13 protein-coding genes are annotated in these 16,986 nt (G+C 73.8%); 11 read left to right on the forward strand and 2 right to left on the reverse strand.

Annotated features, from left to right (window positions below; genetic code table 11):
• Positions 1 to 84: 84 nt before the first annotated feature.
• Positions 85 to 1,077 (reverse strand): LacI family DNA-binding transcriptional regulator, encoded by a 993-nt coding sequence (locus ACWGJO_RS24745; protein WP_452186924.1) that lies wholly within the window; start codon positions 1,075 to 1,077, stop codon positions 85 to 87.
• Positions 1,078 to 1,201: 124 nt separating this feature from the next.
• Between ACWGJO_RS24745 and ACWGJO_RS24750 the strand changes: the two genes are divergently transcribed.
• The 6 genes from ACWGJO_RS24750 (at position 1,202) to ACWGJO_RS24775 (ending at position 6,477) form a co-directional block, all read left to right on the forward strand.
• Positions 1,202 to 2,182, forward strand: coding sequence for a ribokinase (locus tag ACWGJO_RS24750; protein WP_452186926.1), 981 nt, complete (start codon positions 1,202 to 1,204; stop codon positions 2,180 to 2,182).
• Between the two features lie 103 nt (positions 2,183 to 2,285).
• Positions 2,286 to 3,632, forward strand: a complete 1,347-nt coding sequence (locus ACWGJO_RS24755; RefSeq protein WP_359898438.1) for an NtaA/DmoA family FMN-dependent monooxygenase — start codon at positions 2,286 to 2,288, stop codon at positions 3,630 to 3,632.
• A 32-nt stretch (positions 3,633 to 3,664) separates the two neighbouring features.
• Complete coding sequence (locus ACWGJO_RS24760) at positions 3,665 to 4,240, forward strand: flavin reductase family protein (RefSeq protein ID WP_359898439.1); 576 nt, start codon at positions 3,665 to 3,667, stop codon at positions 4,238 to 4,240.
• The gene (locus tag ACWGJO_RS24765) at positions 4,233 to 4,658 is read left to right on the forward strand and encodes a riboflavin kinase (protein WP_387694134.1); all 426 of its coding nucleotides are present in this window, start codon (positions 4,233 to 4,235) and stop codon (positions 4,656 to 4,658) included. The genes ACWGJO_RS24760 and ACWGJO_RS24765 overlap by 8 nt, the downstream gene beginning before the upstream one ends.
• 213 nt (positions 4,659 to 4,871) lie before the next feature.
• Positions 4,872 to 5,633 carry a nicotinamide mononucleotide transporter family protein gene (locus ACWGJO_RS24770; RefSeq protein ID WP_452186928.1) on the forward strand — a complete coding sequence of 254 codons (762 nt, stop codon included), beginning with the start codon at positions 4,872 to 4,874 and terminating at the stop codon, positions 5,631 to 5,633.
• A gap of 217 nt (positions 5,634 to 5,850) precedes the next feature.
• On the forward strand, positions 5,851 to 6,477 hold the full coding sequence (locus tag ACWGJO_RS24775) for a hypothetical protein (RefSeq protein ID WP_452186930.1): 627 nt from the start codon (positions 5,851 to 5,853) through the stop codon (positions 6,475 to 6,477).
• An 81-nt stretch (positions 6,478 to 6,558) separates the two neighbouring features.
• Here ACWGJO_RS24775 and ACWGJO_RS24780 read toward each other — a convergent pair whose 3' ends face one another.
• Positions 6,559 to 7,050, reverse strand: coding sequence for a DUF1269 domain-containing protein (locus ACWGJO_RS24780; RefSeq protein WP_452186932.1), 492 nt, complete (start codon positions 7,048 to 7,050; stop codon positions 6,559 to 6,561).
• A gap of 312 nt (positions 7,051 to 7,362) precedes the next feature.
• On the opposite strand from ACWGJO_RS24780, the gene ACWGJO_RS24785 reads away from it, so the two are divergent.
• The 5 genes from ACWGJO_RS24785 to ACWGJO_RS24805 all read left to right on the forward strand — a co-directional run bounded on the left by ACWGJO_RS24785 (position 7,363) and on the right by ACWGJO_RS24805 (position 16,869).
• Entirely contained in the window at positions 7,363 to 8,280 is a 918-nt protein-coding gene (locus ACWGJO_RS24785; protein ID WP_452186934.1) for a polyphosphate kinase 2 family protein, read from the forward strand.
• Positions 8,281 to 8,426: 146 nt separating this feature from the next.
• A complete protein-coding gene (locus ACWGJO_RS24790) occupies positions 8,427 to 11,192 on the forward strand; it encodes a cation-translocating P-type ATPase (RefSeq protein WP_452186936.1) in 2,766 nt (921 codons plus the stop codon).
• A gap of 28 nt (positions 11,193 to 11,220) precedes the next feature.
• Positions 11,221 to 12,984, forward strand: a complete 1,764-nt coding sequence (locus ACWGJO_RS24795) for a SulP family inorganic anion transporter (protein ID WP_452186938.1) — start codon at positions 11,221 to 11,223, stop codon at positions 12,982 to 12,984.
• A gap of 246 nt (positions 12,985 to 13,230) precedes the next feature.
• Positions 13,231 to 13,545: a trypco2 family protein gene (locus ACWGJO_RS24800; protein WP_452186940.1), complete on the forward strand. Its 315-nt coding sequence runs from the start codon at positions 13,231 to 13,233 to the stop codon at positions 13,543 to 13,545.
• A 27-nt stretch (positions 13,546 to 13,572) separates the two neighbouring features.
• Positions 13,573 to 16,869 carry a tetratricopeptide repeat protein gene (locus tag ACWGJO_RS24805; protein ID WP_452186942.1) on the forward strand — a complete coding sequence of 1,099 codons (3,297 nt, stop codon included), beginning with the start codon at positions 13,573 to 13,575 and terminating at the stop codon, positions 16,867 to 16,869.
• The last annotated feature ends 117 nt before the right edge of the window (positions 16,870 to 16,986 follow it).

Here is a 16,986-nt window from a genome sequence, read left to right on the forward strand (position 1 = left end):
ACGTGAGTCCGCCCGGGGCCGGCCGTCGGCCGTTCCCGGATCCCCGGCGCCGGGCATCAGGCGTCGCGTGCCGGGTGCCAGGGGTCAGGCGTCGGCGTCGGTGGAGGAGCGCACCACCAGCTGCGGGGCGAAGCGCTCCACGCGCTCCGTCCGTTCGCGGGCGGGGGCCTGAAGGAGGGTCAGGGCGCGTTCGGCCATGGCGGTGAGCGGGTGGCGGATGGAGGTGATGGGCGGGTCGAGGAGTTCGAGCATCTCGGTGTCGTCGAAGCCGGTGACGGCGATCCGCCCGGGGACGGGGACCGCCGAGCGCTGCAGCGTGCTGACGAGGCCGACCGCGAGGACGTCCGCGCCGCAGACGACGGCGTCGATCCCGGTGTGCCGCTCGGCGATGTGCCGGCCCGCGGTGCGGCCGGCGTCGGTGGTGAAGCTGGGCAGCAGGACGGTGGTGGCGTCGGCGCCGCGGGCCTCGGTGAAGGCGGCGAGGCGTTCCGCGCCGGAGGAGGAGGCCTGGTCGGCGGCGACCAGGGCGATCCGGTGGCGGCCGAGGCCTTCGAGGTGGTCGAGGAGCAGCCGCATCGCGGCGGTGTTGTCGAGGGTGACGGCCACGGTGCCGGAGCCGGTGGCCCAGCGGTCGAAGAGGACGACGGGGGTGCGTTCGGCGGCGGCCCGGACGGCGGGGCCGGAGGCGCCGGCGGAGACGGGGACGACGAGCAGTCCGTCGACCCGGCCGCCGAGCAGGGTCTCGATCTGCTCGGCCTCGACGGCGGTGTCGTTGGCGGCGTCGGAGACCACCAACTGCCCTCCGGCGGCGCGGACTTGCTGGGCGAGCGCGTCGGCGAGCTGGACGAAGTAGGGGTTGGCGAGCGAGGGGACGACCACGCCGATGGTGCCCGTGGTGCCGGTGCGCAGCGCCCGCGCGGAGTGGTTGATGCGGTAGCCGAGGCGCTGGGCGGCCTCCTCGACGCGGCGGGCGAGTTCGGGGTCGACGTTGCGCGGGGTGCCGGCCAGGACGCGTGAGGCGGTCGCGCGGGAGACGCCCGCGGCCGCGGCCACGTCGAGGAGTCGGGGCGCAGTCACGTGGGGTGGTCCTTCGCGGTCGGAGAGGGCTCGGCTGAGCTGGCGCAATACGCAGCACGAGGGTACTTGACGGTTTTCGGGGGCTGGTCCACAGTGTGGGAGATCGATCTCCCAAGGAGTGCGGATGCCGCTCATCACCGTCGTCGGTTCGATCAACCGCGACCTCGTCCTGACCGTCGGGGACCTGCCGCGACCCGGCGAGACCGTGCTCGCGCGGGGCTTCGTGGAGGGCGTCGGCGGAAAGGGCGCCAACCAGGCCGTCGCGGCCGCCCGGCTCGGCTCGCGGGTGCGTCTGGTCGCCCGGGTCGGTACGGACGCCGCCCCCATCCTGCGGGCGCTCGCCGCCGAAGGGGTGGATGTCGGGGCGGTGCGCCCGGCGCCGGAGAGCACCACCGGGATCGCCTCCGTGGTGGTCGACCGGGCCGGCGAGAACACCATCGTGGTCAACCCGGGCGCCAACGCCGCACTGACGGTCGCGGACCTGCCGCAGCGGCTGGCCCGCTCGGCCGGCGAGGTGGTCCTGGTGCAGCACGAGATCGCCGCCGAGGTGGTCGTCGCCGCCGTGCTGCGGGCCCGGGAACAGGGCGGCACGGTCGTCCTCAACCCGGCGCCGGCCCGGCCGGTCGCCCCGGAGGTGCTGTCCGCCGTCGACGTCCTGGTGCCCAACCTCGGTGAACTCGCCGCCCTGCTCGGCGCGGAGCCGCCGGACGGCCCGGACGGCGCGCGCGAGCTGCTGGAACGGGCCGCGCTGCCCTGCCGGGCGGTCGTGGTGACGCTCGGCGCGGACGGGGCGCTGGTCAAACAGCCCGGCCGCCCGGCCGTGCACCTGCCCGCCCCTGTCGTGGACGCCGTCGACACCGTCGGCGCCGGCGACACCTTCTGCGGGGCCCTCGCCGACTCCCTCGCCCGGGGCGCCGACCTGCTCGCCGCCGCCCGACGCGCCGTCCGCGCGGCCTCGCTGGCCGTGACCGGACTCGGCGCCCAGTCCTCCATGCCCTCCGCGGCGCAGCTCGACGCGGACTCCGCGGTCCTCGACGCTCCCACCGCGGTCCTCGACGCTCCCACTCCGGTCCTCGACACCCCCGCCGTCCCCGCGGCATCCTGACGGACCCCTCGCCGTCCCCCTGTTCCCCCCGCGTTCCCCCGTGCTGTGACGGACCCCAGGTCCCCCCACCCCCCCGCATCACCAGTTCAACGGAGAACACCCCATGCGCAACCTCAAGCTCGGCCTGTTCGAGAACGCCCAGACCAACGCGAGCGGCACCGCCACCTGGCGCCACCCCGACAGCCGCCGGCACCTGTTCGACACCCTCGGGTACTGGCGCGAGATCGCGCAGGTCTGCGAGGACGCCAAGCTCGACTTCCTGTTCCTGGCCGACGCCTGGGGCTGGTCGGAGATCGACGGGGTGCGCCCGCCGATCGCCACCGAGGAGACCCTGGACCTGCCGCGCCTGGACCCGTTCGTGATCGCCTCGGCGCTGCTGGCGAGCACCACCGACCTGGGCCTGGTGGTGACCGGCTCGGTGCTGGTGGAGCCGCCGTACGCCTTCGCCCGCCGGCTGGCCACCCTGGACCAGCTGTCCGGCGGCCGGCTCGGCTGGAACATCGTGACCACGGGCACCGCCGACACCGCGGTCAAGGCCTTCGGCATGGACATGGTGGCGCACGACGACCGGTACAAGATGGCCGAGGACTTCCTCGACCTGGTCTACAAGTACTGGGAGGGCGCCTGGGAGCCGGACGCCCTGGAGAAGGACAAGGGCGGCCGCTTCGCCGACCCGGCCAAGGTGCACCCGGTCGAGCACGAGGGCCCGTACTTCCGCTCGCACGGCTACGGCAACACCGCCCGCTCCCCGCAGGGCACCCCGGTGCTGTTCCAGGCCGGCGCCTCCCCGGCCGGGCGGCGGGTCGGCGGGCGGCACGGCGAGTGCATGTTCGTCGGCAGCGGCTCGGTGCGGCAGCTCGCCGGGCACACCGCGGCGATCCGCGAGGAGGCCGTACGGGCGGGCCGCCGCGCCGACGAGGTCAAGGTGATGTCGGCGTTCTCCTGCGTGGTCGGCGCCACCACCGCGGACGCCGAGCGCCGCTGGCAGCGCGTCCTGGACGCCCAGCGCCCGGAGGTCACCGTCGCCAGCTACGCCATGTTCACCGGCCTCGACCTGTCCTCGTACGCGCCGGACACCCCGATGTCGGAGCTGTCCACCGAGATGTCGCAGACCCAGGTCGCCCGGTTCGCCGGCCGGACCGTCGGCGACGTGCTCGCCGACTGGCACACCCACGGCGTCGGCGCCCGCCCGGTGGTCGGCACCGCCGAGGAGATCGCCGACGAGATCTGCGCCCTGGCGCAGGGCGCCGACCTGGACGGCTTCCTGCTCTCGCCGACCGTCCAGCCGGCCTCCACCACGGAGTTCGTCGAGTCGGTGCTGCCGATCCTGCGCGCCCGCGGCGTCTTCCGCGGCGCGTACGCGGACGGCGAGTCGCTGCGCGAGCGGCTCACCGGCGCGTCCGACCGGGCCCTGCCGGCCAGCCACCCGGCCGCGCAGTACCGGCACTGAACCACACTCGCGACGAGAGGACGGCGACGACCATGGTCACTCCCGCCCACCACCCGAACCCGCCCGCCGCCGCGTCCGCGCAGCCGCCGACCGCAGGGCGGCCGCACACGGAGCAGCCGACCGGGGCGGAGCCCAACGCCGCGGCGCTGCGCCAGGCGTTCGGGGCCTACCCGACCGGAGTGGTCGCGCTCGGCGCGCTGCGCGACGGCGAACCGGTCGGGCTCGCGGTGAGCTCCTTCGTGTCGATCTCGCTGGAGCCGCCGATGGTCGCGGTCAGCGTGGCCCGCACCTCGACCACCTGGCCCAGGCTGACACAGGCACCGGAACTCGGGCTGAGCGTGCTCAGCCACGGCCAGGGCGCGCTCTGCCGGCGGCTCGCCTCCCGCGAGGGCGACCGCTTCGACGGCACCGGGTGGCAGGCCACGCCGGAGGGCGCGGTGCTGATCCACGACGCGGCGCTGTGGCTGACCGCCCGGGTGAGCGCGGTGTACGACGGCGGCGACCACGAGATCGTCCTGATGGAGCTGCTCACCGTCGAGCTGTTCCCCGGGGTGGAGCCGCTGGTCTTTCACACCAGCCAGTTCCGTGAGCTCACCCCCCATGGCTGACGCTCCGACGACCCCCCTGTCCGGCACCGTGGTGCACGGTGCCGGCCGGGGGCGGGGGCTGGGCTTCCCCACCGCCAACATCGCCGCCGAGCCCGGCACACCCGTCCCTCCGCCCGCGATCTACAGCGGCTGGCTGGCCCGCCGCGCGACCGGTACGGTGCACCGCGCGACGATCAGCATCGGCACCAACCCCACCTTCTGCGACACCTCCGAGATCCACACCGAGGTGTACTGCCACGACGCCCCGGGCGACCTGTACGGCGAGCGCGTCGACCTGTGGTTCGTCGCCCGCATCCGGGACACCGAGAGGTTCGCCTCCGTCGACGAGCTGCTGCTCGCCGCCCGGGAGGACGTCCGCCGCTCCGAGGCCCTGCTGGACTCCGCGCGCGGACGGCACGTCCTGGCCGCCCTCTCCTGACCCACCGGCACGGCCGTTCCCCCCTCCCGACCCACCGGCCTCACGCTTCCCCTCCCGATCCACCGGCACCGCCCTCACCTGCCGGCGCGCACACCCGCTCCCCACGCGGCCGCGCGCCCTGCGCCCCGAGCCCGGTCGGCCCCGCACCCCCCGCTTCGGCGGGGCCGACCGCCCCTTCCCCCACCTCGCTCCGCACGAACAAAGGTGTGAGTCATGAGCGCGTTCCACTGGTTGAACGAGCAGTTCGACTTCTTCGGTCTCCCCGTCTACTGGTCCGACTTCCTGGGCAACATCCTGGCGCTCGCCACCGTCTGGCTGGCCCTGCGGCGGTCCCTGGTGGCCTGGCCGGTGCAGATCCTCGGCTCGGTGCTGCTGCTGATCGCCAGCCTGAACGTGCACCTCGGCGGCAACGCCGCCCGACAGATCGTGATCATCGTCTCGGCGTCCTGGGGCTGGGCGACCTGGAAGCGCAGCCGCGAGCAGGAAGGCACCATCAACGTCCGCTGGGCGTCGGGGCGGGAACGCGCCGTGCTGATCGCCGCGATGGTGGCGGGGACGGCCGCGTTCGGCGCGGTGCTGAAGGGGACGGACGCCTCGTTCTACCCCGGAGCGCCGTGGTGGATGGTCCTCGCCGACGCCTGGATCTTCGTCGGCTCGATCCTCGCCATGTACAGCCAGGCCCGCCGCTACGTGGAGTTCTGGTTCGTCTGGCTGGCCGTCGACCTGGTGGGGGTGCCGCTCGCCGTCCACTCCGAGCTGTACTTCTCCGGCATCGTCTACGGGATCTTCTTCGTGATGGTGCTGCTCGGCATCCGCGACTGGGCGTCCCGCAGCAAGCCGCAGGAGATCGCTTCGCCGCTGGAGCCCGCCGTCCTGGTGGAGAGCCGGGTCGAGGGCCGGGACGAGAGCCGGGACGAGGGCCGGGACGACGTCCGCCCGGGCGGCTCCGCCCCGCGGGTCGGGGCCGCCGACTGACCGTCGGACCACCGCGCCGCACCCCGCCCCGCCCCGTCCGCGGGCCGGCCCCATCCCGGGGGTCGGCCCGCGCCGGGGATCGCCCCGCTGAACGGAAGGCGCGGGCCGCCGGGTTCGGACCGCACACGGGCGGATCGAACCCCGGAGGGTGCGCCGTCCGTGCTATCGGTGAGGACGGTCGGCAGCCGGCCCGGAGCACGGACGAGGGAGGACAGCGATGGCCTGGTACCAGGGGTCGAGCCGGATCACGGTGACGGCGGTGGAGGGAAGGTTTCCGCAGCGGGCGGTGGTGACCGTCCGGGGCGCCGCTCCGGTGGAGATCCCCTGCGAGGTCGGCGCCGTCCACCACGTCGAGGCGGAGCGCTGGCAGCTCGACCTGGAGCACCGGGACCAGGGCGAGTGGTGCCCCAACATCCGTGCGGTGCAAGGGCGGTGGCAGGAGATCCGGGGTGTGCTGACGCAGGTCGTGCACAGCCGCAACCGCGACCTGGCCGGCGACCGACAGGACCGCAACCTGGTGCTGCGGATCGAGCGGGTCCCGCCGGCCGGTGACGACCCGTCGGCGGCCCCCGCCGCCCCGGGCGCGCGCCGCACCACCGCGGCACACCTCGCTCCGGCGGTCCCGGCCGGCGCGGCGCCGCGCACCTCGGCCGGCCCGGCGAGCGGCACCACGAGCACCACCGGCAACTCGTCGCCGGGCGTGCGGACGACCACCTCGGGTGCCGGGGCGGACTTCCTGCGGCCCGCCGCCGCCCCGGGCGGCCGGGTCACCGGCACGGGAGGCGCGAGCCGGACGACCGGCACCTCCGGGACGACCACCACGGCCGGCTCCTGGAACGGCTGACCGGGCCGGTCACAGCCGCGGGGACAGGTCTGCTCGATTCTCCGAGTGGTCAGGGCCGTTCCCAGAGGTGCGCCAACCGTTTCACTCGCCCTCGGTGAACGCCTCGCGCAGCCGGGCCTCCTCGTCCGCGGAGAGGTTCGTCTCCAGGAGCTCTGCGTGCAGGCCCTCGAACGCCGACCTGACCGGGTCGAGCACGGCGTCGGAGCTGAGCACGAACAGGGCCGAGGTGCCGGGGGTGACCTTCTCCCGCAGCCGTTTGACGAAGTCCTCGTCGATGCCGACGTGGGCGAGGTGACCTCCCAGCGCGCCGCCGGCCGCGCCCAGGGCCGCGCCGAGCACGGGCACGAAGAAGACCATTCCGAGGAGGAAGCCCCAGAAGGCGCCGCCCACGGCGCCCATGCCGGTCATGTCGCTCAGATGGCGGGTCCTCGGCTTCCTGGCCCCTTCCGGCCAGGTGACCACCGCTCCGTCCTGGACCTTGATCAGCTCCTGGCGCCCCAGCCTCCTCAGTGTGGCGAGCGCCTCGTCGGCTCCGTTCGCGGTGGGAAAACGCCATACCGTCAGGGTCGCCATCACGGCCTCCGATCGCGGGGGTACTGCACCGGCAGCCCCATCGTCGGCACGGGCCGCGGGCGCTGCCACACGCGGACGCCGGACGGGCGAACCGGTGGCGGGCGCCCCGGTCGGTCGGCGCGGGTGGACGGCGCGGGCGGGCCCGCCCCGGAAGGACACCGTCGGATTGACACGGCCGACCGGCGGCCACAGCGTGGCAGGTAGCACTCTTCCGTGCTGGTCGGTCCCGGTCCGCGCCGCGTCGAGGACGCCTGCGCGGACGGGACGCACGGCAGGCCTCCTGATGCCCGCCGGACCCGAGAGGAGCAGGCGATGTCGGACGGACGGTCGGCCAGGCGCATTGCGAAGTTCATCAAGCCGCTGCGGGTGAAACCGGGGTCGCGGGTGGACCTCGCGGAGGACTTCGACCCCCGGTACAAGGCGGGCATGAAGAAGCGCGAGGGCGTCGAACTGCTGCGCATCGGCGTGTCGCTGCTCTCGGAGTACCAGGCCCGGCTGGCGGCCCAGGACACCTACGGCGTGCTGCTCTGCCTCCAGGCACTCGACGCCGGCGGCAAGGACGGAACGATCCGTCACGTCATGAGCGGGGTGAACCCGCAGGGCGTCCACGTGAGCAGCTTCAAGGTGCCCTCTATGGAGGAGCTCGACCACGACTTCCTGTGGCGGTACGCGCAGCGGCTCCCGGCGCGCGGGGACATCGGGATCTTCAACCGTTCGCACTACGAGGAGGTCCTCGTGGTGCGCGTCCACCCGGAGAACCTCGACCGGCAGAAGCTGCCGGAGGAGGCGAAGGGCTCCGGGGTCTGGCACCGCCGGTACCGGGAGATCAACGACTGGGAGCGCTACCTCACCGACAACGGGTTCAAGGTGGTGAAGATCTTCCTGAACCTCTCCAAGGAGGAGCAGCGCAAGCGCTTCCTGGCGCGGATCGACCTGCCCGAGAAGAACTGGAAGTTCTCCGAGGCGGACATCCGCGAGCGCGAGCGCTGGGACGACTACCAGGAGGCGTTCTCCGACATGCTGTCGGCCACGAGCACGCCGTGGGCGCCCTGGTACGTGGTACCGGCCGACCGCAAGTGGTTCGCGCGCATCTGCGCGGCGGCGGTGCTCGCGCACACGCTGATCGGGATCGATCCGCAGTTCCCCACGATCGACGAGGGGACCCGCAAGGACCTGCGCGCGGCCAAGCGCCTGCTGGAGGCGGAGGCCCCCCGGGGCGGCCGTACGTGATCCGTCCGTACGTGATCCGTCCGTACGTGGCCCGTCCGTACGTGGCCCGTCCGTACGTGACCCGTCCGTACGTGACCCGTCCGTGTCGACGCGTCGGACCGACCGACGTCCAAGGGGGGACGTTCCCGGATCCCGAGGAGTGAAGAATGGCGGAGCAGGCTGGGCCGTCCGGCCCGCAGGAGTCCCCGGACCCGTGGTACGCGCGACCTCCCCGCGAGGTCGCGGCCTCGCTCGGGGTCGATCCGGCGACCGGGCTCAGCGCCGCCCGGGCGGCCGAACTGCTCGCCGCGAACGGGCCGAACGCGTTGCCCGAGGAGAAGTCCAGGCCCGACTGGCTGCGCTTCCTCGACCAGTACCGCAGCTACATGCAGATCATCCTGCTGGCGGCGGCGGTGGTCTCCCTGGCGATCAAGGAGTGGACCACCGGGATCCTGCTGATCGTCCTGACGCTGCTCAACGCCGTGGTCGGCCTGCGGCAGGAGGGCAAGGCCGAGAGCGCGATGAACGCGCTGAGGTCGATGATGAAGGCCACCGCGCGGGTGCGGCGGGACGGGACGGAGGCGCAGATCCCGGCCGAACAGCTGGTCGTGGGCGACGTGGTGCTCGTCAGGGCGGGCGACGAGGTCCCGGCGGACGGACGGATCGTCGAGGCCAGCGCGCTGCAGATCGACGAGTCGGCGCTGACCGGCGAGAGCGTCCCCGCCGCCAAGGACACCGGCACCCTGCCGGCCGGGGCGCTGGGCCCGGGCGACCAGACCAACATGGCGTTCATGGACACCCCGGTCACCCACGGTAGCGGACTGCTCGTCATCACCGCGACGGGCTCCGGCACCGAACTGGGCAAGATCTCCGGGATGCTGTCGGCCACCGAGAAGGAGCAGTCGCCGCTCACCAAGGAGCTGAACACGCTGACGCTGTGGATCGCGGCGGCGGCCGGCCTGACCATGGTCGTGATGTTCGCGCTCGGCCGCAGCCGCGACCAGGCATGGGACGCCCTCTTCGTCAGCGCGGTCTCACTGGCCATCGCGGCGATCCCGGAGGCGCTGCCGACGGTCAGCCAGGTCATCCTCTCCGTCGGCAGCCTCAACCTGGCCAAACGGCACGCGATCGTCAAGGAACTGCCGTCCGTCGAGACCCTCGGTTTCACCTCGGCCATCAACTCCGACAAGACCGGCACCCTCACGATGAACCAGATGACGGTCGTCGAGGTGCTCACCCCCGCCGACCGCTACACCGTCTCCGGCACCGGCTACCGCCTCGACGGGCGGATCCACCACGCCGCGGGCTCCGCCTCGAGCATCGAGGACGCCGTCCTGCCCCACCTGGTCGCCAACGACGCGAAACTGGTCGACGGCGAGGTCGTCGGCGACCCGACCGAGGGCGCGCTGCTCGTCCTCTGCCACAAGGCCGGGCTGGACATCGAGGCCACCCGGGAACGCTTCCCCCGGCTCGCCACACTGCCGGTCGACCCCACCTACAAGCTGATGGCCAGCTTCAACGAGGCGAAGGACGCGGACGGCCGGGCGGTGGTGCGGTGCTTCGTCAAGGGCGCGGCCCCCGCGGTCATGGCCCGGGCCTCCTCGGCCGACTCGAACGGCGTGGTCGTCCCCTGGGACGCGGAGCTCGGCGGACGCGCCCGGGCGCAGACCGAGCGGATGGGCGGCGAAGGGCTGCGGGTGATGGCCGGGGCCGTCCGCGACCTGGACCCGGCGGACTTCGACCCGGACGGCGACCTGCTGGCGTTCGTCGAGGACCTGCGGATGACCAGCCTGGTGGCCATGGTCGACCCGCCGCGCGAGGAGTCACGGGCCGCGATCGCCAGCGCGCAGGCCGCCCACATCCGGGTCCGCATGGTGACGGGCGACGACGTCACCACCGGAGCGGCCATCGCCCGCCAACTCGGCATCGACGGGGAGGCCGTCCTCGGTGCCGACTTCGCCGCCCTGCCGGAGCACGAGCGGCTGTCCCGGATCGACGGCATCGGAGTCCTCGGCCGGGTCGCGCCCGAGCACAAGGTGCTGCTCGCCGCCACGCTCAAGCGCAAGGGCGACGTGGTCGCCATGACCGGCGACGGCGTGAACGACGCGCCGGCGATCAAGGCCGCCGACATCGGCATCGCCATGGGCAGCGGCACCGACGCGGCGAAGAACGCGAGCCGCATGGTCCTCGCCGACGACAACTTCGCCACCATCGTGTACGCCGTCGAGGAGGGCCGGAAGCTCTACGACAACCTCACCAAGTACATCCGGTTCGTCCTGGTGCTGCTGGTGACGTTCGTGCTGACCTTCCTCGGCGCCGCGCTCCTGAACATCGCCGCCGGCGAGCCGTTCACCCCGGCGCAGGTCCTGTGGGTCCACTTCGTGGTCAACGCCCCCTTCGGCTTCGCCCTGGGCTTCGACCAGGAGAGCCCCGGCCTGATGCGGCGCACCCCGCGCCCGCGCGGCGAGACGGTGCTGACCCGACCCGTGATGATCACCGTAGGACTCGCCGGGCTGGCCGTCACGGTCGCCCTGCTCGGGCTGACCAAGCTGGGCGAGGCGCACTACCACAGCGCGCAGACCGGCAACTCGATCGCGTTCACCGCCTTCGCGCTCTGCCTGATCGTGGCGGCCTTCGAGTGCCGCAGCGAGCGCGGCTCCGCGCTGAGCGTCAGCACCTTCGACAGCAAGCAGATGAACCGGGCGGCCCTCGGCGAGCTCGTCCTGGCGGTGCTGGTCACCCAGATGGACGCGTTCCACCGCCTCCTCGGAACCACCGACATCACCGCCCGGCAGTTCGGCTGGGCCCTGCTGGCCGCCGTCGCGCTCCTGCTGCTCTGGGAACTGGGCAAGTTCGTCGCCCGCAGGGCGTCCGGCGCCGACGGCGGGGCGGCGGCCGTCCGCGGCGCCGCGACGGCCGCCTCGCGTCCGTGACGGCGTTCCGGAGCGCTTGAGGAGATCCATGGCCGCCGGTGCTCCCCCCGAACGACGACGGCACCGCGTCGTGCCGGCCCTGCCGCGACTCACAGTGCTCCGCGCCTACCGGCGCGACTGGCTGCGGGGCGACCTGGTGGCCGGCGCCACGGTGGTGGCCTACCTGGTGCCCCAGGTCATGGCGTACGGGAGCGTGGCGGGGCTGCCGCCGGTCACCGGGCTGTGGGCGATCCTGCCCGCGATCGTGCTGTACGCCCTGGTCGGCTCGTCCCGGCTGCTGTCGGTCGGGCCCGAGTCGACCACGGCGCTGATGACCGCCACCGTGATCGGCCCGCTGGCCGGCGGCGACACCGCCCACTACGCCGTCCTGGCCGCGAGCCTGGCCGTGGTGGTCGGCCTGCTGTGCGTGCTGGCCTGGCTGGCCAGGCTCGGCTTCGTCGCCGACCTGCTCTCCCGACCGGTGCTGATCGGCTACCTCGCGGGCGTGGCACTGATCATGATCGTGGACCAGCTGTCCAAACTCACCGGGATCGACGTGCGGGGAGAGGGGTTCTTTCCGCAGCTGACGTCGTTCGCCTCGAACCTCACCGAGGCCCACCTGCCGACGGTCGCCTTCAGCGCCGCCACCCTGCTCTTCCTCCTCCTGGCGGCCCGGTTCCTCCCGCGCCTGCCCGGCCCGCTGCTGGCCGTCGTGCTCGGCACCGCGATCTCGGCCGCGTTCTCGCTCAAGGACCACGGCCTCGCGGTGATCGGCGAGATCCCGGCCGGGCTGCCCCGTCCCGTGCTGCCGGACCTCACCGAGCTGGACCGGCTGCTGCTGCCGGCACTGGGGATCCTCCTGGTCGGCTACACCGACTTCATCCTCACCGCGCGCGCCTTCGAAGGATCGGGGGAGGAACGGCGGCTGGACGCCAACCAGGAACTGCTGGGCCTCGGCGCGGCCAACCTCGGCGCGGGCTTCTTCCAGGGCTTCCCGGTGAGCAGCAGCGCCAGCCGAACCGCGCTCGCCGAGTCGGCCGGAGGACGTACCCAGCTGTACGCGCTCACGGCCGGCCTCGGCGTGGTCGCCGTGCTGCTGTTCCTCAGCCCGTTGCTGCACGACACCCCGGACGCCGTGCTCGGGGCCCTGGTCGTGTTCGCCGCACTCCGGATGATCGACCTCGCCGGTTTCCGCCGGCTGGCCTCCTTCCGGAGCCGTGAACTGCTGCTGGCGCTCGGCTGCATGGTCGGCGTGCTGAGCCTGGACATCCTCTACGGCGTCCTGGTCGCGGTGGGACTGTCGGTGATCGAGCTGCTCAGCCGGGTCGCGCGGCCGCACGACGCGGTGCTCGGCCTGGTGCCGGGCGTGGCCGGGATGCACGACGTCGACGACTACCCCGAGGCGCGGACCGTCCCCGGCCTGCTCGTCTACCGCTACGACTCCCCGCTGTTCTTCGCCAACGCGGAGAACCTGCGGCGCCGGGCGCTCGCCACCCTGGCCGAACAGCCGGAGCCGGTGCGGTGGTTCGTCCTCAACACCGAGGCGAACGTCGAGGTGGACATCACCGCGCTGGACTCGCTGGACGCGCTGCGGCTCGAACTCGAAGCCCGCGGCATCGTGTTCGCCCTGGCCCGGGTCAAGCAGGACCTGCGCGACGAACTCGACGCGTACGGCCTGAGCGAATCCGTCGGCGCCGACCGGATCTTCCCCACCCTGCCCACGGCGGTGGCCGCCTACCGCACCTGGGCCCGGGGCGACGGCCCCTCGGACGGCCCCCCGGACGGCGCACCGGCGGGCGCACCGCCCGCGTGACGCGCTGCCCCCGCGGCGTCGAAGCGGCCGTCCCGGAAGCGCGGCAGGGAACGGCCCCGCTGAACGGAAAGCGCGGGCCGGAGGCGCGCGCCGCGTGCGGCGGCCGGGAGCGGAACCTCGGTGTGAGTCGATGTCAAAAACTCCGTACAGAACTACAGTTGTGTGTTGCGGTCGGGTGGTGACGGGTATCACTCGACCGGGACGGTGAAGACCGGCCAAGGGAACGTTCTGCACCGGGGGAGGAACGTGGACGCGGCGTGGACCGGTCTTGCCGAGGCGATCCAGCAGTTGCGCGCCGAACTGGACGCGGCGACGGCCGAGGGCGAGGGGAAGCGGCTCCGATTCGAACTGGGCCAGATCGAGCTGGAGTTCCAGGTGGAGCTCAAACGGACCGGATCGGCGGACGGGGGCCTGCGCTGGGGCATCGTGTCGGCCGGGGCGAAGGGGGAGCTGGCCCACGGTTCGGGCCAGCGGATCAAGCTCGTGCTGCAGCCGACCGACACCACGACCGGCCGGGCCGCGGAGGTCGCCTCCCGCTGGACCGACCCCGAACTCGGGTGACGCGCCGGAGATCCGGGGGCTTGCCGAATGGACCGTTGCCGGGTCGTCGAGGTGCTGTCCGAACAGTCCAGGGGGAGCGGCTATCTGGTCGCCGACCGGCTGGTGCTGACCGCCGCCCACGTCCTGAGGTCGGGTGAGGTCTTCACCGACGAGCCCCGGGTGCAGGCCCTGGACGGTGAACGGCCGGTACGGGCCCGGACGCGGTGGATCCGCTACGACGGGCCGGAGGAGGGCGTCGATGCGGCGCTGCTGGAGATCGTCGACCCGAGGTGGGTGCCGCCGTCGGCCCCGGTTCCGGTCGCGTGGGCACGGATCACGGACGTCGAGCCCGGCCACCGGGTGCAGGTCGGCGGGTTCCCCGACGCGATGGCGGGCCGGCGGCGGGACGTCGACCAGGTGCTCGCGACGGTGAATCCGCTCAGCGGGGCCCGCTCCGGACGGCTCCAGCTCACCGTGGCGTCCGCGCCGATCCGGACGAGGGACGGGCGGTCGGGCTGGGCGGGCATCTCGGGCGGGCCGGTCTGCACCCTGGCCCGCGACGGTGCCCCGTCGGCCCTGCTCGCCGTGGTCGTGGTGGACCCGCTGCGCTACTCGGACCGGCTGGCCGCCGTCCCGGTCGACGCCGTCCTGGCGGACGCCGCTGTGGCCGAAATCCTTCGCCGACATGGCCTGGCCGACATCAACGTGTCATCGTATTCGGGTACTGACCATTCGTCAGCCATCCGATCGACACTGGCGGCAGCCATGCGAACCCTTCCCCGAGACCTCTCCGCCTTCGTCGGCCGGGAGCGCGAACTCGCCCGGCTGAGCGACGCGGTCATCGGGGCGAGCGGTGCCGGGCGGGTCATCGACATCCACGCCATCGGCGGCATGCCGGGCGTCGGCAAGACCGCGCTCGCCGTCCACCTCGGCCACCGGCTGGCCGACCGCTTCCCGGACGGACAACTGTTCCTGTCCCTGCACGGCCACACCCCCGGCCAGTCCCCGGTGGATCCGGCCGACGGGCTGGTCGCCCTGCTGTCGGCCAGCGGCGTGTCGCCCGAGCTGATCCCCGGCGGCCCCGACCGCCAGTCCACGATCGACGCCCGGGCCGTCCTGTGGCGGGACAGGATGGCGTCGAAGCGCGTCCTGCTCATCCTCGACGACGCGGTCGACCACCGTCAGGTCGAGCCGCTGCTGCCCAACGCGGCCGAGTCCCTGGTGCTGATCACCAGCCGGCGCCGACTCGCGGCGCTGCCGGACACGGTGGTGCTGTCCCTGGACATCCTGGACGAGTCGACGGCCGTCGAGATGCTCTGCGGGCGCTCCGGACGGACGGCGGAGGGGGCGGAGGCCGCCGCCGCGGCGGCCGTCGTCGAACACTGCGGCCGGCTGCCGCTGGCGGTCGGCCTGGTCGCCGGCCGCCTGCGCAACCACCCCACCTGGTCCTTCGCCCACCTCGCCGCCGACCTGGGCAGGGCCAGACGGCGGCTCTCCCGGCTGCGCGCCGGCAACGTGGCCGTCGCGGCGGCCTTCGAACTCTCCTACCGGGAGCTGCCCGAGGACCGCCAGGCACTCTTCCGCCGGCTCAGCCTGAACCCGGGCACCGAGTGCGACGCCGAGATCGCCGCCGCTCTGCACGGCACCGACCCCGACGACGCGGCCGACGAACTGGAGTACCTGTACGACGACCACATGCTCATCGAGTCCGCGCCCGGCCGCTACCGGATGCACGACCTCGTCCGGGAGTACGCGGGCCTGCTCACCGACGAGGACGAACCCGCCGACCGGGACGCGGCACGGGAGCGGCTCTTCGCGTTCCTGGAGGAACGCGCCGTGGCCGCCGGCGCCGCCATCGCGCCCGGAGCGGCGCCCGGGGGCGCGGACGCGGTCCGCGAGGCCCAGGCGGCCCGGGACTGGCTGGACACCGAGATCGCCAACCTGCTGGGCTGCGCCCGGTACTGCGCCGACCACGGCCACCCCGACCGCGTCGTCGTACTGGCCCGGGCGCTCAGCGGGTTCCTGCGGTTCGTCGGCCCCTGGGACCAGGCCGTCGCCCTGCACTCGGCGGCGGCCGAGTGCGCCCGGCAGTCGGCACAGCCCACCCTCCAGATCGAGGCCCTCACCAACCTCGCCCTGGTGCGGCGCCTGGGCGGCGACTACCGGGGCGCGGCGGACGAACTGCGCGCCGCGACGGCCGTCGCCCAGGCCGTCGGCGATCGCCGGCTCGAAGCACGGGTGCTGAACGACCTCGGCGCGGTCCACGGCCAGACCGGCGACTACCCGGCCACCATCGCCGCCCACGACGAGGCCGTGCCGATCTTCCGCGAGAACGGGGACCGCGCGGGCGAGGCCAGCGCCCTCAACTACCTCGGCGTGGCCCACCGCCTGGTCGGCCGCTACGACGAGGCCAAGGCGGAACTCGCCCGCTCCGCCGAGCTCTTCCACGACCTCGGTGACCGGCGGGGCGAGGCCGTCGCCCTCGCCAACCTCGGGATCGTCCACCGCCAGACCGGCCACTACGACTCCGGGACCCGCCTCGTCGAACAGGCCCTCGCGCTCTCCCGCGGGATCCACGACCGCCGCGGCAGCACCTACATCATCCACGCCCTGGGCGTGCTGCGGTCGTTGACCGGCCGGGCCGACGAGGCGCTCGACCTGCAGAACGAGGCGCTGCAGATCGCGCGCGAGCTGGGAGACCGTCGCGGCCAGGTCTACAGCCTCAACTACCTGGGGGCGGTGCACCGGTCCGTGGGCGATCCGGCCGCCGCCGCCCGGGCGCACCAGGAGGCGTTGGGCCTCGCCCGGGAGCTGGGCGACCGGCGGGCCCAGTCGCACGCGCTGCGCCACCTCAGCGCGGCCCACCGGCTCCAGGGCGACCTCTTCCCGGCCGGCACCGCGGCGGAGGGCTCCCTGCTCATCGCGGAGGAACTGGGCGACCGGCGAGGGCAGGGGAACACCCTCCGGACCCGCGCCGAGGTCCGACTGGCCTCGGGTGAGCGCGAGCTCGCGGCCCGGGACCTCGACGACGCGCTCGACCTGGCGCGGACCATCGGCGACCGGCACGGCGAGGCGCAGACCCTCAACGCGCGGGGCGGATTGCGGCGTCCGTCGCACCCCTCGCCCGCGCTGGCCGACCACGAGTCGGCCCTGGCACTCGCCCGCGAGCTGGGAAACCCGCGCCAGACGGGCGCGGCCCTGCTCGGCGCCGGCCGGTGCGAGCGCGACCTGGGTCGGGTCGACGCGGCCGAGAGACGCCTGCGCGAGGCCCTGACGGTGTACGAGAGCCTCGGCGCCCGGGAGGCGGCCTCCGTCGCGGCCGAACTCGCCGGCCTGCGCGCCTGATCGGGGACACGGGCCCGACCGGGCGGCGCCTCCCGGCCCTTTCGGACCGGCCCGGGCCCGCGTCGCCGCCGACGGCGGGCCCGGACCTGCGCCGTGGGCCCTCCTGGAGGCGCCGGC

The organism is Kitasatospora sp. NPDC054795 (assembly GCF_053611565.1).